The following is a 15,061-nucleotide window of genomic DNA, read 5'->3' on the forward strand; positions in this document are numbered from 1 at the left end:
AATTAAAAATGATCATTAATCAGGTGCTGCTCAAAACTTCACATTCAGGTTGAACCCGACACTCCGGGTCAGCGGCAAGCTTGACCAGCCGGATCCGGCGCTGTTGCCCCCATAGTCGTAAAGTTCTTCCGGGTCCATATTCTCCGTCCATTTTTTCAGTACGGCAACATTATTGGCTACCACGTTCAGCCGGATTCCTTTCACGAAAAATGTGCTCGGCAGGTACCTGGTGAAGTCATAGCCCAGGCTCACCTGCCGGAGTTTCCAGAAGCCGGCATTGTAGATGAAGGGTTCATAAATATTCTGTGAAGTGATGGATTCGTAATACGGCTGTACCTCGGCCTGCGTCTCATTGACGCCTCCGTCCGGATTCACGCCGTTGCCGACAACATAACCCACATCACGGCCCGGCAGGGTTCCTTTGTGCAGCCCGTGCCGCCAGTAGTTGCGGTTAGATCCGCCGCTGATGATGTAGTTTTTGCCCAGCTTGAAATCGATCAGCGCCGAAAGGCTGACCCCTTTATAATTGAACATGTTGGTGATGCCACCGAAGAACGACGGCTGGTTGGTACCTACGTTAACCATCTCGGCTGTCCGCAGCGGAAAGCCGCTGTTTTCATCGAAAATCTGCCGTCCCTGTTCATCCCGCAGGTACATGTATTCGTAGATCTGGCCCATGGGCATGCCCACTACCTGCCGGATCCCGCCGACGGTAATCATGTCGTCCTCGTCGGTAAGCCCCAGCTGCAATACCTTGGATGTATTATAAGATAAGTTGGCATTGATGTCCCACGTAAATGAGCCGGTCCGTACCGGAGTCACATTTACGGCCGTTTCCACCCCGCGGTTCATGCTTCTTCCGACATTGATCAGCTGCGCCGTATAGCCGGTGGTATTGGATATCTGGGCCGAAACAATCTGGTCGCGCGATATTTTGTGGTAATAAGCCACGTCCAGGCCCAGGATATTATTGAATAACCGCAGTTCCAGACCGACTTCCATTTCGGAAACCCGCAGCGGGCGCAACAGTCCGTTCGGAATGGTATTGGTATTGATTCCGCCAACCGGAATCATGCTGCCCTGCGGATTCGGAAACAGGTTATTGTTGACCTGGTAATACAGCGCGTTGGAATACGGATCTACGTTATCATCACCTACTTCAGCATAGGCCAGCCGCAGTTTACCGAAGGTCAGCCACTCGGGCATACCATCCAATGCATCCGTGAATACGAAACTACCCGTTGCGGACGGGTACAGGATACTGCGGCTGCCCGGCGCGAGGGTAGAGAACCAATCGTTGCGGGCTGTTACGTTCAGGAAAAGATAATCCCGGAAAGATACTTCCGCGGCACCGTAAAGCGAGTTCACCTTCCGTTCACTGACGCTGTAATCCGAGCTTTTTACCCGTCCGTTCATGATGGTATACAAACCGCGTTCAATAAAATCCTGCACCGATTGGTTTTCCTGATCGAAGCGCCGGTACATCTGGTTGCCGCCCAGGGTAATGTCGACCCCGAAGTCACCGAATTTACGGTTGGCCCCGAGCAGAAAATCGTAGTTCCGCTCGCGGAACCTCCGGTTGTTCTTAAAATAGGAACCGTTTACAAATCCCGCAGGCGCCGGACCAATGGCCGCATAGCCGGTTGGGTAGTTAAAATCCTGGTTCCGCACGTAAAAGTCCTGTGCAATGCGCCCCTGCAGATACAGCCAATCGGTAAAATTATATTTCAGCTGGATGTTCCCGATGAACCGGTCGCGTTTGATGTTCTCGAACTTTTCATACACGGAAAAATAGGGATTGGTCCGCGGCAGGAACCGCGCGTATACGATTTCGTTCCCTGCAGCATCCTTCCGGTACTGGTTCAGCAGGTCGAGTGGCATGGTGTTGGCCAGCGTTAATACGGAACTCGGGGTAGAGAACTCCTGTCCGCCTACCTGTGCCGGATTCCGGTTATATTCGTTGGAGTAATTTACATTGCCCTGTACGGTCAGTTTTTTGAAGATGGTCTGCGTAAAACCCAGGTTTACGGTCCGGCGGTTAAAATCGGAGTTGGGCACAATACTCTTGTTATCGGTATTGGAAAGCGACAGGTTAAAACCGCCGTTTTCACCGCCATTGGAAAGCGCCAGTGAATTGGTGATGTTCTGGCCGGTATCGTAAAACTTCCGGATACGGTCGCGGACAGGCTCATAAGGCACTTCCACGCCATCGAAGAGCACCTGCGTCATCCCGGGTTCTATTTTCTCCCCGAAGCTCCAGATGCCTGAAGTGGGAAAAGGCTCCGTAGGCCGGACACCACGTTCGCCCTGCCCATACTCATACTGAAAATCGGTAAAATCCAGTGGCGTGTCCATGGTATAGTTCACGTTATACGTTATGCCGATACCGCGCCCTTCGCCTTTGAGCTTGGTGGTGATCATGACGACCCCGTCTTTTGCCCTGGAGCCGTACAGTGCCGCCGCCGCCGCACCCTTCAATACGGTCATCGACTCGATATCGTCGGCATTGATACTGGAAAAACCATCACCGCCATCCGAGTTATTCAGCCCCTGGCCTCCGAACCGGCTATTGTCGATCGGTACGCCATTAACCACAATCAGTGGCGTGTTGGTGCCTGTAAATGATGAATTGCCGCGTATCCGGATCCGTGTGGAGCCCTGCGGGCCGGTACCCAGGGTAGTGATGTTCACCCCGCTGACCTTTCCCTGCAACGCACCCATCGTCGTATTCGTGCGGTTTTCGGTCAGCTGCTCATGAGCTACCTGTACCGTGGAGTACCCCAGGCTCTTGGCTGACCGCTCAATCCCCAGCGCCGTAACCACTACCTCGCCAAGCGACTGCGCGTCTTCCGCAAGGGTAATGTTAAGTGTCGTCCGGCCGTTGACCGCCACATCCTGGGAAAGGTGGCCGATGAACGAGAATACCAGGGTACCCTGCGGGGGTACGGTTAGCAAAAACCGCCCCTGCGCATCGGTCGTGGTGCCGCGCTGCGTGCCGCGGAGGTTAACGGTTGCTCCCTGCAACGGCGTGCCGTCCGGACCGGTTACCGTGCCTGTCACCTGGATATCTTCCTGCAGGACCGGCAGTGGTGCCGACCGGGCGCTGACCGGCTGTGCCTTTACATTAACGGTCACGGTGCCTTCAATCACGCGGTAGGTCATGTTCTGCCGGGCAATCACTTCCCGCAGCACATCGTTGACATCGGCATTGCGCACCTGGATGCTTACCGGCTGTGCTTTCTGCAATACCTCATTACTGTACAAGAACTGAATGTTCGTTTGTTTGGTAATTTCGGAGAAAAGCCGTTCTATTTTTTCATTTTTCAGGGAAAGCGTGACCTTCTGTGCCATACCCTCGGCATGTACACCAGTCACCAATACCAACAGCATAAAAAAAGTTATTTTCATGGTTAGCATTATTTTTTGTAAAACCGAAAGACGAGGGTCCCCCTTCGGCCTTTTGCCAAAAGAAAAGTAATTCATACTTTTGTGGAAATTAAGGTTAATTAATAGTTTGTTGTCAACACGATTATTGGGTTAGCCTTAACCATCGGGGGTGCCACTAACACTCCCGTTTTTTATAAGTCTACTACAGGTGCCCGGCACCTACTTGGGGTAATGGTAAAATTCACTCATCGTTTATCATATTTGGTTAAAAAATTGGTTTATTCAAATGTTACTGTAACCTGCCTGTCCTTCACTTCGAACCGGGCCCGGCTCACGTAGGTGAGCATCTCCAGCACGCTGGATAAATTCACTTCCCGGCGGATCCTTCCGTTATAGCCCTTATTGCCCGGTGCCGTACCTTTATAGGTTACCTCCACATCGTACCACCGCGCCACCTGATCCATGATTTCCATCATGTTATCATCTTTAAAATGGAAATATCCATTTTTCCAGGCCGTTACTTTATCAAGGTCTGCTGCCTGCACGGTAATGCTTTCCCCAACGTGTGCCTCCTGTCCGGGCTTGAGTAACCGTTGGCCGGTATTATTGGCGATTTTCACCGAACCTTCCACCAGCGTAGCAGTAACGCTGTTATACGAGTTTACGTTAAACTGGGTGCCCAGCACTTCGATTTCCGTGTCGTTCACCTGCACGGTAAACGGCCGGCCGGCATCGTGGGAAACATCAAAAAAGGCCTCACCCTCCAGCATCACTACGCGCTTATCCGCAGGAAAATGCATTGGATAGCGTAACGAGGAACCGGCGTTGAGCCATACTTTGGTGCCGTCGGAGAGGGTCGTCTGGTATTGCCCGCCGCGGGGCGTGGTCAGTGTCAGTTCCGTGACCGCCGGCAGTTCGCCCTTTCCCTCCACATCCGTCAGCGATGTACCGTCGTTATAGGTGAGGTCGTCGCCGATTACCACCCCCTTTTTGTTGCTGTTCAGCATCACCACCCGGCCATCAGACAGGGTCAGTGTGGCACGGTCGCCGCCAGCCGGGACATCGCCGCCATAAGCGCTAACCAACGCCGTGTTCGCCTGCCTTTCGCCTGCGGTGTAATAGAACCAGCCAATACCCACGGTAAATGCGAGCAATATGGATGCCGCAGCAAGTATTGCCCCTTTGGATAACCGGCGCACCGGATGCGCGGGCACCGCCGGCGAATGTCCGTGAATGCGCTGCCTGATTTTTTGCAATGACTCCGCTAATACCCGTTGGACCTCCGGCGAAAGGGCTTCCGTCGATTCCAGCGGGTCCGCAAGGCGCTGCCGCATCAGGTTGAGCACGTCCGTTTCCGTTTCGTTTCCTTCCTGAAAATAGGCAATCAGCTGCCGTACTTCTTCCGGAGAAGCCGTATTGCTAATGTACCGATCCAGCAACTTGCTGATATGCGTTGGTTTTTCCATTGGTTATACTGGTAATACGTCCGGACGGAAAAATCCTACCACACCAAAATGAAAAAAATGATTTATGCCAGGGTATAACCCACAATACCGAGGGCAAACAGGTAACTTAAGTCTCTCGTATTGAGTTGGCTACGGATATTTTTTGTTGCCTTGGAAAGTTGGTTTCCAATGGTGGCGATGGAAAGCTCCAGCATCGTGGCAACCTCTTCATAACTCCGGCCTTCTACTCGGCAGAGGATAAAAATACGCCGTTGCTGCGTGGGCAGCGCATCAATAGCCCGGTCCAGTATGGCCGCAGTTTCCTTTTGCTGGAGCAGCCGTTCGATGTGCTCGTAGCCCTCCGTGGTAAGCGCTACCAACCGGTCGGTCAATTGCCTGTCCCGCGCCGCTTTGCGGAAGAAATCCCGGATCTGGTTATAGGTGATACGGAATAAATAAGCCCGGAAGTCCTTATCCGGATCAATGGATTCGCGGTGATTCCATATTTTAATAAAAAGCTCCTGCAGCACATCCAATGCAACCTCCTCCGCTTTTACTAATTTCAGGATGTTAACGTAGATAGCCGGGCTATATTTATTGTACAATACCGTAAAAGCGTGCTCATCGCCCCCCTTCAGGTTGCTGATCAGCAGCTTTTCCTCCTCGTTGTTCACTTTGTCCATATGGTATCCCTATATTTAAAATACAGGTTCAGCAACCTCCAGATGCAGTCTGTTATTCAGCGGCGGCCACTTAAGGTTAACATAGGCACCGTATGCCAATTGGTTTTATTTCGTCGACAGCCCAAAATCGAATTCCATCGACAAACACAAAATTCAGAAGATTATCGGAAAAATCCAAGGTAAACTTCACCGGTAGCCGATTCCGCCGGCTATCCCCGCCATTTTGTTACCGCCCACCAAATCCGTGGGGTCCGCCGGCTTATCCCAATACGGGTTTATGTTCCAGCAGCCTGCTGTATCGCAACAGCGCCTCAATATAATAATAATCGGCATACGTCAGCGGCACATCGATTTCACTGCCATGCGGGATGGAGCCTACGCTGTGTTTCAGGATAAACCCACCATTTGTCCCGAGGGCCGCCTTATAAGGCGCCGTCGACAGGCTCCGCAGGATGTTCTCCGCCTTCCGGAGATACCCCGCCTGCTCTTCGCCCCCGGTATAGGTACTTAACTCCAGCAACGCCGAAGCCAAAATGGCGGCTGATGAGGCGTCACGCATCGTTTTGTACTGTCCGGCATACGAACTGTCTGCCGGTAAATCCGGCGCATCGAAATCCCAGTAAGGCACACCGTCTTCGGGCATGTTGCGATGACCGAACAGGAAGGAGGCAATATCCCGGGCAAAATCCAGGTAAACCGTATCCGATGTCTGCCGGTACATCATCACGTAGCCGTACAGCCCCCAGGCCTGGCCCCGGGCCCATGCCGATTCATCAAAAGCGCCCTGGGCTGTTTTCCGGCCGATGATCTCCCCGTTCTCCGGATTGTAGTCGATCACATGGTATGCACTGTGGTCGGGACGGTAATGGTTTTTCATGGTCGTGTTGGCGTGTATCACGGCAATATCGTAATATTTCGGGTCGCCGTCCAGCTCGGATGACGCCTGCGTGAGAAACTCCAGGTTCATCATGTTGTCGATGATGACCGGGAAATGCCAGCCCTCCCAGGAGCGGATGGTCTGCGTTGCCGGGTTAAACCGCGTGCTCAACGACTCCGCGCCGGTCAGCAGGATGTCCCGGTAGGCCGACGTATCGCCGGTGATCCGCAGGGCATTTCCAAAACTGCAATACAGCATGAACCCCAGGTCGTGCGTGCCGGTATTGTCCTTCTCCTTTTCAAGGAGAGCGAGCTTTTCCTTTGCCAGGTCAAACAGCTGTGTATCGCCGGAATACTCATACAGGTAAAGCAGGGATCCCGGATAAAAACCGGAAGTCCACCACGATGTATTGGAACTTACACTCGTGTTGTGCTGGTACGTGCGCGGCAGGGAGTCGGCAGGCACATGTCCGGCCAATACCTTGATCTGCGCCACGGCATCGTTCAGATTGCTATCTATGAATCCGGCGGTCAGGGTAAGCGGGGGAGTTGCCGCCGGCTGCTGGCAGGCGACGATCAGCGATACCATTACCGGAATAAGGGCAGTCGCTTTTGCACGATGGAATCGGTTCATCATTGTCTTCGGTTTATCGTAACAGGTTAGTCCGCGACCGGCGCTGCGCCGGTCAGCAACACAAATATATCTTTTTTTGCGATCTTCCGGGCATCGTCCACCGCTATAGCCGGCTTCGGAATTGAAACCTGCCGCTAAAACGCATAGCCGAAAACCAATGCCGTATCGGATAGGCCAAAATGGTTCGGGTATGCTTCGGGAGCCGTTCGGAGGTTCTTCGGGGCCTGTTCGAGGGCGCTTCGAGACTTGTTCGAGGACTCTTCGGGACTTGTTCGAGCGTCCTTCGACTCCGCTTCGGGCGTGCTTCGGGGATGCTCGGTGTGCAATGCATTGCGCTACGAAGACTTCCGGAAGTCTCCCCGAACAATGGCCAAGGAAGTCCCGAAGCACCCTCGAACAGGCCCCGAAGCCGGCAGCATGCTGTCTGCACCACCGGTCGGTGATTGACCAGGTATGCTTATCAAATTACGCCAACAATCGGCACCACCCGTTGTTTATCATAAATAATCAATGTCACGGCTCAATCGGGAAAGGGCCCGGCGCGATCAAATTATGCCTTCCAGCGTTATTAAGCAGATTAATTACAACCATGGTGATGAGCAATTAACCATCACCTTCCAATCCGGAGCGGTGTCCCGCTATTACGGTGTCCCGGAGGATGTTTACACGGGGTTTCGGATTGCACGCTCAAAAGGCCGCTACCTAAACCGGTATATCATTAGCCGCTATCCTTTTGAACGGATAGCCAAAGGGTAATATTTTTGTGTTATTTTTGAAGCATGCGAACCGGCAAGACTTGCATAAAACCACCCTATGCACTGCAGTGCTGCTTATTGTTTATCGTTACATTGTATTCCCCGCGGGTCAATGGCTATCCACCGGACGATATGCGCACAGCGATCGTCAGCATGCTGCCCGAAGGGGACATCACCGCCGATGTCCTCCCGGGAGAAATCATGCATCCGCCCGCGCAGTACACCTCGCGCCCTGGAAGCGGCCGTGTGGATTTTTCCATCGCCAGTGACGGTCGTTTTTTTCGATTTTGGGCCGATGGGAAATTACCCCTCCTGGAGTCGGTAAGGATTGACCTGGAGCAAAACCGCGTGTGGATAGGCAATCATGTCCTTCCTTACGCAGGGAAGCAGATCGCAGATAAACAGAACCCGCAACAAAGCAGGTGGCGCATATACACCTGGTTTTCGGAAAGTGACGGCCGGTTCACCCTGGCTCAGCACAAGCAGACCGGCCAGACTTTTTTACATATATCGATGTGGGGTAATGGGTTTTCAGCCTTGACTGCCCCCGCCGAACTTTCCCTGCTATTCTGACCAAGGTGGCAGACGACACCAACGTCTTATGGACAGCGGAGCCTGCGCGGTTAACTAGTCGTCGCGGCCAGGTACCGGTGCAGTTCAAAGTGGTACAGCGGCGGCAATGTTGTTTCAGCTCCGGTAATTTCCCATTCGGCCAGGAACGGTTCCACATACTGAATAATATAGGGCGATTTGACCGGCCTTTCGGCAAACACCGCAGCCACCTGTTCGATACACCATGCTACACGTTCCTTATTGCCCTTTTGGGCTTCATGGATGGCGAATGCAAATAGTACGGAATACGGGCTGTCGAACAACGCGTAATCGGGGATCATCCCGGTTTCGTCATCGCCCTCGGTAATCAGGTGCAGCAGGTGTTCGGGGTCCCGCTCGAAAAAGCGGACCGGAAACTGCGCGGTTATGTAATCGAAATAATGGTCGCCTACCAAGTCCAGCGCCGCTACGAGGTTGTCAATACGCCCTTCCAGTGTTTTTTTTGACTGGCTGACATCAAATTTCCAGCCCCCCATAAAATGCAGGTGTTTATTGCCGTCGATCCAGCTATCCGGAAGTGATACCTGCACGTTCTGGTAAAAGTGCAGCAGGTGGATCTCCGTGCCCGGGGCACGTTTTTGCCATGCCAGCAGCAGCGGGTGTTGCATCCCCTGCTGGCAGCGAAGCAGTTTCTCCTGGATGTCTACCTGTAGCCAGGTGACCTGACGCCCCGCAGGCACATCGCGATACCAAAGCAAAATATCCTCGCCGGGCTGTTCCACATACTGCCAGCCCTTTTCGGCCAGCCAGCCTCCTACCCTTGTTGCAGCAAGATCGTACAGCAGGCTGCGGCCCTCGGCTTTTGACCGTTCGGCTTTTTCCTTTGCCTTTTCCACCTCCCGGATGGCCTTTTCATAGGCCTTCTGAAGGGAGTCGGTGGACTGCTTCAATGCTAAAAAGAACCGGGCGGCATATTCCGAATCCACGTCATTAGCCAGCGCCGTCTCCTCGCGCAGGCTGGGCAACATGAGGTCTTCGTCTACATGCCCGTGTCTCCTGACGGCCTGCTGCTGCGCAATGTTGCGGATGGCCAACAGTGTTTCGTGTACTGCCAGCTCCCCGAACGTGGAGGGGAATCCTTCTTTTTCATCAAAGATTCGTTCGATATAGCTCCTTACCATAAGCCCATACCAATCGCGCAGCAGTTCTTGTTTTCCCTGTATTGCAGCTTCCTCCAGTATGGTGCGTATTAAGTCCGGAAGACCGACATCGTAGGGCATGCGGCAGTCGCTTTCCGACAATATCCCCAATGCGCATAATCGTCGCCAAAACGGATCTCCGGCATCGAAATAAAGCCAGCGCCGGCCTTCTTCTTCCTGTAAATAAACTGCACCGTCTTTTTCGTTATCAGGCAGCCACCCCGGAGCCTCCAGCCGTTGGAAATAAAGGCGGCGTTGGCTGTAATCCGGATGATGTTCCACGGGGATACGGTATAGAAAATGATATTTCAACAGGATGCCAATTACGCGGAAGTGTGTATATCCCGTATCAAAAAATGCCTGAATACGATAAAGCTGCCGGAAATAATCCCGCTTATCGGTTGCCGGCAAGTCCGCGTTGTCCAGCAGGTATACCGTATCTTCGATCAGACCTTCAATTGCATGTTGCGACATCGTTCGTAAAGATTACCGGAAGCGCCCAAACGCTGGGTCAATCAGAGCTCCTCCTCCCGCTCCAGCATGAGGATGGCGCTTTGTGGTACAATATAATATTTTTCTCCCTGGTATTGGATTTCCGTGGATGCACCGACGTGAAAAATGGCCAGATCGCCCTCTCTGGCCTGCAGCGGAATGTATTTGACGCGCTCCTCCCGGGGTTTCCACGTATCCTCATCTTCCACGGGTACGGGGATCGCATATCCCGGACCCGTTTTCATAATATAACCCCATTGTACTTTTTCCTTCTCCTGCACGCCCGGCGGCAGATACAGGCCGCTTTCCGTCCGTTCGTTCGGCGTCGTGGGCTTGATCAATACCCGGTCGCCGACGACAATCAGTTTTTTTAACTTATTTTCCTGTGTCAAATGAATAGTCATGATAGTGAAAATGTTTTGTGGGAGTACCAGCAAAAGCTGTGCAGAACTGACAATTGTGTCATAATGACATTTAACGATCCGCATAGCGGCACAATAAAAGCTTTGTTATCTTAGCAGCACAAAACAAAAATCAATTATTAACTAACCGATAACGCATGAAACGTAGAGAAATTCTTAAAAGTTTAACGGTGCTTCCCCTGGTGGGGGTAGCGGCGGCAACGCCCGAAAAAGCTACAGCGGCACCCGCAAAGCAAGCATGGACGCCCAAAAAGGAAGCGATCCCGCTGGCGAGCTACCCGACAAGCAGCCCATTATCGACGTGTATCCGGTCGGGCAACCTGCTGTTCATCTGCGGCATCGGCGGCTGGTATGAAGCCCGCCGCAAAGAGCCCGGCGACATCCAGGTACAGGTAAAAAGTGCCCTCACCATTATGAAGGAACTGCTGGAAAATGCCGGTTCTTCCATGGCCAACGTACTGAAGGTACACATGACCCTGGCCGAACCGAACAAGAATATCGGTCCGCTTAACGAGGTTTACGGCGACTTTTTCCCCGACCCGAAACCGGTACGTTCCTACAGTGGCGCAGGCGTGGATCAAATGGGGCGGGATGGCATTCTGATACAGATCGACTGCATTGCGTATGTTGATTAGCACGGGGTATCACCCGCGCTAATCAACCGCAGGTTAGGGCCGTTCCACGGAAATCACATGATCATACGTCCGCGTTTCCAGTCCAGTGACACGGCCTTCGGAGTCGGTAACCGGGAAAATATAACGCGGGGTCATTGTGATCCGGTAACCGTTGTCACCTTCCGGCACGACGTCGATAAGCAGGTGACCGTAGTGTTTACCACCCGACACCAATTGCCGGCCTTCCCAATGTTCGGGTGCATCAGCATGCGCCACCCAGGCCCGGTATTCGTTTTTCCTGCGCGGGTCAACGTCATCCAGCGAATACCCCAGTCCGTCGCCTGCGATGCCAGTATCCCAGAAATGGATACCATCGACCACGGAGTGTTCCAGCGATTCGTTGTGCCCGCAAAGTACTGCGGTAACCCCGTATTGCTTAAACATGGGCGTATATGCGCGCATAGGTACGCCAGCCTGGCCTGAGCTATTCTTAGCGGTTAACGGCAGAATGTGTCCGCCACTGGAGTATGGAATGTGGTGAAACTGCACAAAAATAACCTGTCCGGCCTCATGAGCGGCCTTCAGCTGTGCCTTTGCCCAGTTCCATTGGTCGGACCCCGGGTTGAAGTCGGGCAGGTCATTTCCAGGATAAGTCGATGCACTGATATTGATGTTCGTATCGCTGTCCGTGCTGTCGGGCAGTCCATTGGACGAATCGAGTGTGATGATGGTCACCGGTCCGTAATCCACCCGGTAGTAAGTGTCGTGGTAATCCGGGTGAGCGTTGGACGGGAGCGAAAAATAGGCCTTGTATTTCGCCCGCGAAAGCTGCACAGCCCAAGGTTCGTAGCCTCCGACACGGGCACCGAAATTCTCCCAGTTACCGATAGCCGGCAACAGCGGGATGGCACCGAGGGGGTCGTCAAACTTACCCGCGGTGTGGAAAAAGAACTCGTCCCAGGCCCGCTGGTAACCCCCGCCCTGCACAATATCACCGGACAGCACTATGAAATCCGGCTTTTCTGCCTTGATTTCCCGGAGGTTTGCCCGGAAACCTTCCGTTTCGGTAATCAGGTAATCGGGCATATCGGCGGGCCTGCCGCTGCTACCTGGTGTCTGGGCTCCGGCCTTCCATGACCGATACGTATGCCTGCCCTCCGGGTCGGTTTCGCTATCGGCAAACGCCACAAACCGGATGCGCTGCCTGTCGCCCGCTGCCGGGGCGGTTTTGAACACATTGGTGTAGGTAGTATCACCCTGTGTTACGCGGTAGTGGTATGCTGTCGCCGGCTTCAGCGCAGGCAGCGGCAGGGTATGCTTCCAGCTGGCATTGGTGAACATGTCCGGAAAGCTGTCGCGTTCCGATTCCTCCAATACCGCATAGTCCAGTTCCGGAATGCGCACGGGAGCCGGCGAATAATACTGTGTATCCCGTTGCTGGGCTTCCCATAAGGCCAGCCGGCCCGGTGTGCCCTGCTCGGTAAACCAGGTGACCCGGATGCTTCCGTCCCCATCGGCCGGGAGCAGATACGGAAGTACCCGGAACTGGCCGAAGCAGGCCGCCGACAGTGCCGTGCATAGAATTAAAAGACCTGTCTTTTTATACATAAGTAATCTTGATTAAGCGGGGTTAAAAATCCATTATTGTGTTTTTTCCAGCACGACAATCGCGTTCCGGATTTTCCGCTGACCGTAATGATTATACTGTTTGTTATCCGTCGGGTAATTGACCACGCCATTGGGTGCATCGGACTGTTTCATCCACAGTGTAGTGGAGCCGCCGCCGTCCAGGTTAAGCGCATATTGCGGATCAAAGTAACGCACCAGAAACCGGGTCAGTTCTTTGGCTGACATACCCGCCGTTTCGGGCCGGCGGCCGTCTACGGCAATCAGCATCAGGTACCCTGAATTGGTCAGTGCAACCGCCGTCCGCGGGTGACGCACACCCTGGTGCCGGTCGGGATCTTCATAATCCAGGCTGTCCAGCGGTATCTCACGGGGTTTCGCAAAGGTTTCACCTACGGGATTATCCGCGTATACCAACATGGGGGAGCCGGACAGGGCGTTGGCAAAGGGCATGGCTTCATAGCTTTCCTTGCTGCCGTAAACAATTCCCAGCGTGTCTGTGGCCGGGTCATAGAAGAACGCGCCTTCATGTTTCCAGTACAATTGATGGTCTTCCGGTATGGTGACCGTTGATTTGATCACGCCGTCCGTTTTAAAAAAAGAAGAAGCCACGGAGTCGCCGGCTTCATTACGGGCAATCTCGTAATAGGTACCGTTGATGGCCGCAACGGCATCGGGATGGCGTTTAACGATCGACGACAGTGAGTCAGACGGGCGCTGGTCATCAAACGCAAGCCTGTACAGGTCCAGGTCGACCGCCACCACATTTACATTCTGATTAGCCGCAGAGATGGAGTCATACCCCGTATAGTGGTATTTTACCAACCCATCTGCCAGCTTTTCGATTGCCCAGCCAACGGTATCCTGAAGGAGGTCGGTTGCGGAAATTTCCTGATGTTGTCCACGCTGCTTACTGCCACAGGACAGGATCAGTCCTGCCAGCACCATAACCGGCAACCATTTGATTTGTATATGCATGATATGTGTTTTTGAGAAAGGAGACCCGTACGCGGCACGGGCCTCCTTTCGGTTCATATAAAAGATTAATATTCGTCGTTCTGCTCCAGTACGTTTTCAGAGAGGTTGATCTGTGCGCCCGGTAAAGGCAGCAGGTAATGCGCCTTCAGCCTGACATTCGGCAGATCGATGGCCTTATCAGTCCGCACCAGGTCGTAAAACAAAAACCCTTCGCTGTACAGTTCCCTTCGGCGCTCCTCCAGTACGGCATTCAGGTAAGTATCCGCATCTGGAAAATCCCCGGCTGCCAGCACATCCACACCACGCTTCTGCCGCAATGTGTTTAGGTACGCCAATCCTTTGTCTGCGCCGAAACCTTCCGCACAGATCAGGTACAGTTCTGACAGCCGCGAAATAACGACCGGCTGGACATCCCAGTACTTGCTGACGATGGTCAGTGCGCCATCCGCACTCGGAACATCCTGGATATTGACGCTTTTACGGACATCGCCCGCTTCATACAGTTCATTTACCGCATAATCCGAAGGTTGCACAAAATAGGAGCCGGCCCATTCCGTTCCATACGGCCAAAAAAGGCTGGACATCCGGATATTGCTCTCAGTAATCAGGTTACTGAATGCAAAAATGACTTCCGAGGCTGCATCTGTGTTACGGAATATCCGGCCATAGTCAGCATCCAGGTCCCGTCCAATGGACGAAATAACGGCTGCGGCCAATTCAGCGGCTTCGTCTTTACGGCCCAAAGCCAGCAAAACACGGCTTTTGAAAGCCTGGGCGGCTTCAACAGACACTTTTTTAGCACCACTTACCTGGAACGGCTGCGCATTTGCAATGGTAAAATCAATGTCCACTAAAATCTGGTTCCAGATCTCCTCAGCGGTATTCCTCGGAAGATTTTCCGTCGTGTTGGTCAGAATCAGTGGAACACCACCGAAATTGGTGACCAGCTGGTAATACAGGTAAGCCCGCAGGTAGCTGGCTTCGGCCTTAACCGTCTGCAGTACCTCGGTATCGCCAAGCTGGCCAGTGGCGTCGATGATGGTGTTAGCGTTGTAGATGTTGCGGTAGGCATGTTCCCAGATGTCTTCTGAAAAGCTGAGCCGATCGTCTACGTTGTCCCCGGTGATCAATACCCCATAGTTGCTATTGCTACCCGATAGCGCCGTCCAGGTATAGTTTCCTCCGCGGATATCCTGAAGCACGTAAACGTCGCGGTCGGGAATGGACCGGCGATACAACCCGTTCAGAAAGAACGTAATGTTATCCGCGTTGATCTGGTCTGGCGAAACGCCGCTCTCGGGAACCAGGTCGAGCTCTTTCGAACAGCCCGATGTTAGGATGACCAGCATGGCCAGTAATAATGTCTTGATGTTTGCTTTTTTGTGATACATGTCGGTT

At 53.2% G+C, this 15,061-nt stretch carries 12 protein-coding genes; 3 read left to right on the forward strand and 9 right to left on the reverse strand.

Annotated elements, in window-relative coordinates; translation table 11 throughout:
* Positions 1 to 30 precede the first annotated feature (30 nt).
* The 4 genes from NEV57_RS11570 to NEV57_RS11585 form a co-directional block, all read right to left on the reverse strand.
* Complete coding sequence (locus tag NEV57_RS11570; RefSeq protein ID WP_257658487.1) at positions 31 to 3,408, reverse strand: SusC/RagA family TonB-linked outer membrane protein; 3,378 nt, start codon at positions 3,406 to 3,408, stop codon at positions 31 to 33.
* 257 nt (positions 3,409 to 3,665) lie between these two features.
* Positions 3,666 to 4,853 carry a FecR family protein gene (locus tag NEV57_RS11575; protein WP_257658488.1) on the reverse strand — a complete coding sequence of 396 codons (1,188 nt, stop codon included), beginning with the start codon at positions 4,851 to 4,853 and terminating at the stop codon, positions 3,666 to 3,668.
* A gap of 62 nt (positions 4,854 to 4,915) precedes the next feature.
* Positions 4,916 to 5,515, reverse strand: a complete 600-nt coding sequence (locus NEV57_RS11580) for an RNA polymerase sigma factor (RefSeq protein WP_257658489.1) — start codon at positions 5,513 to 5,515, stop codon at positions 4,916 to 4,918.
* A gap of 259 nt (positions 5,516 to 5,774) precedes the next feature.
* A complete protein-coding gene (locus NEV57_RS11585; RefSeq protein ID WP_307876434.1) occupies positions 5,775 to 7,028 on the reverse strand; it encodes a glycoside hydrolase family 88 protein in 1,254 nt (417 codons plus the stop codon).
* A gap of 507 nt (positions 7,029 to 7,535) precedes the next feature.
* Between NEV57_RS11585 and NEV57_RS11590 the strand changes: the two genes are divergently transcribed.
* Together NEV57_RS11590 and NEV57_RS11595 are read left to right on the forward strand one after the other, a co-directional pair.
* A complete protein-coding gene (locus tag NEV57_RS11590) occupies positions 7,536 to 7,781 on the forward strand; it encodes a KTSC domain-containing protein (RefSeq protein WP_257658490.1) in 246 nt (81 codons plus the stop codon).
* 131 nt (positions 7,782 to 7,912) lie between these two features.
* The gene (locus NEV57_RS11595; RefSeq protein ID WP_257658491.1) at positions 7,913 to 8,353 is read left to right on the forward strand and encodes a hypothetical protein; all 441 of its coding nucleotides are present in this window, start codon (positions 7,913 to 7,915) and stop codon (positions 8,351 to 8,353) included.
* Positions 8,354 to 8,403: 50 nt separating this feature from the next.
* Here the strand turns inward: NEV57_RS11595 and NEV57_RS11600 are convergent, their stop codons facing one another.
* Both NEV57_RS11600 and NEV57_RS11605 read right to left on the reverse strand, forming a co-directional pair.
* Positions 8,404 to 10,005: a hypothetical protein gene (locus NEV57_RS11600; protein WP_257658492.1), complete on the reverse strand. Its 1,602-nt coding sequence runs from the start codon at positions 10,003 to 10,005 to the stop codon at positions 8,404 to 8,406.
* Positions 10,006 to 10,046: 41 nt separating this feature from the next.
* Positions 10,047 to 10,427, reverse strand: coding sequence for a co-chaperone GroES (locus NEV57_RS11605; RefSeq protein WP_257658493.1), 381 nt, complete (start codon positions 10,425 to 10,427; stop codon positions 10,047 to 10,049).
* 155 nt (positions 10,428 to 10,582) lie between these two features.
* Here NEV57_RS11605 and NEV57_RS11610 point away from each other — a divergent pair, with 155 nt between their 5' ends.
* Positions 10,583 to 11,080, forward strand: a complete 498-nt coding sequence (locus NEV57_RS11610) for a RidA family protein (RefSeq protein WP_257658494.1) — start codon at positions 10,583 to 10,585, stop codon at positions 11,078 to 11,080.
* A 33-nt stretch (positions 11,081 to 11,113) separates the two neighbouring features.
* Here NEV57_RS11610 and NEV57_RS11615 read toward each other — a convergent pair whose 3' ends face one another.
* The 3 genes from NEV57_RS11615 to NEV57_RS11625 all read right to left on the reverse strand — a co-directional run bounded on the left by NEV57_RS11615 (position 11,114) and on the right by NEV57_RS11625 (position 15,054).
* Complete coding sequence (locus NEV57_RS11615) at positions 11,114 to 12,667, reverse strand: metallophosphoesterase family protein (RefSeq protein WP_257658495.1); 1,554 nt, start codon at positions 12,665 to 12,667, stop codon at positions 11,114 to 11,116.
* A gap of 33 nt (positions 12,668 to 12,700) precedes the next feature.
* The gene (locus NEV57_RS11620; protein ID WP_257658496.1) at positions 12,701 to 13,663 is read right to left on the reverse strand and encodes a phosphodiester glycosidase family protein; all 963 of its coding nucleotides are present in this window, start codon (positions 13,661 to 13,663) and stop codon (positions 12,701 to 12,703) included.
* A 65-nt stretch (positions 13,664 to 13,728) separates the two neighbouring features.
* Complete coding sequence (locus NEV57_RS11625) at positions 13,729 to 15,054, reverse strand: RagB/SusD family nutrient uptake outer membrane protein (RefSeq protein ID WP_257658497.1); 1,326 nt, start codon at positions 15,052 to 15,054, stop codon at positions 13,729 to 13,731.
* Positions 15,055 to 15,061: the final 7 nt, after the last annotated feature.

The sequence above is a fragment of the Parapedobacter lycopersici genome (genome assembly GCF_024643285.1).
GTDB classification, from domain to species: domain Bacteria; phylum Bacteroidota; class Bacteroidia; order Sphingobacteriales; family Sphingobacteriaceae; genus Parapedobacter; species Parapedobacter lycopersici.

Bases quoted from the DNA above. Each gene is read 5' to 3' on its own strand.
- NEV57_RS11605 (WP_257658493.1), bottom strand. From the start codon at position 10,427: ATGACTATTCATTTGACACAGGAAAATAAGTTAAAAAAACTGATTGTC.
- NEV57_RS11575 (WP_257658488.1), bottom strand. From the start codon at position 4,853: ATGGAAAAACCAACGCATATCAGCAAGTTGCTGGATCGGTACATTAGC.
- NEV57_RS11595 (WP_257658491.1), top strand. From the start codon at position 7,913: ATGCGCACAGCGATCGTCAGCATGCTGCCCGAAGGGGACATCACCGCC.
- NEV57_RS11600 (WP_257658492.1), bottom strand. From the start codon at position 10,005: ATGTCGCAACATGCAATTGAAGGTCTGATCGAAGATACGGTATACCTG.
- NEV57_RS11585 (WP_307876434.1), bottom strand. From the start codon at position 7,028: ATGATGAACCGATTCCATCGTGCAAAAGCGACTGCCCTTATTCCGGTA.
- NEV57_RS11590 (WP_257658490.1), top strand. From the start codon at position 7,536: ATGTCACGGCTCAATCGGGAAAGGGCCCGGCGCGATCAAATTATGCCT.
- NEV57_RS11625 (WP_257658497.1), bottom strand. From the start codon at position 15,054: ATGTATCACAAAAAAGCAAACATCAAGACATTATTACTGGCCATGCTG.
- NEV57_RS11620 (WP_257658496.1), bottom strand. From the start codon at position 13,663: ATGCATATACAAATCAAATGGTTGCCGGTTATGGTGCTGGCAGGACTG.
- NEV57_RS11580 (WP_257658489.1), bottom strand. From the start codon at position 5,515: ATGGACAAAGTGAACAACGAGGAGGAAAAGCTGCTGATCAGCAACCTG.
- NEV57_RS11610 (WP_257658494.1), top strand. From the start codon at position 10,583: ATGAAACGTAGAGAAATTCTTAAAAGTTTAACGGTGCTTCCCCTGGTG.
- NEV57_RS11615 (WP_257658495.1), bottom strand. From the start codon at position 12,667: ATGTATAAAAAGACAGGTCTTTTAATTCTATGCACGGCACTGTCGGCG.
- NEV57_RS11570 (WP_257658487.1), bottom strand. From the start codon at position 3,408: ATGAAAATAACTTTTTTTATGCTGTTGGTATTGGTGACTGGTGTACAT.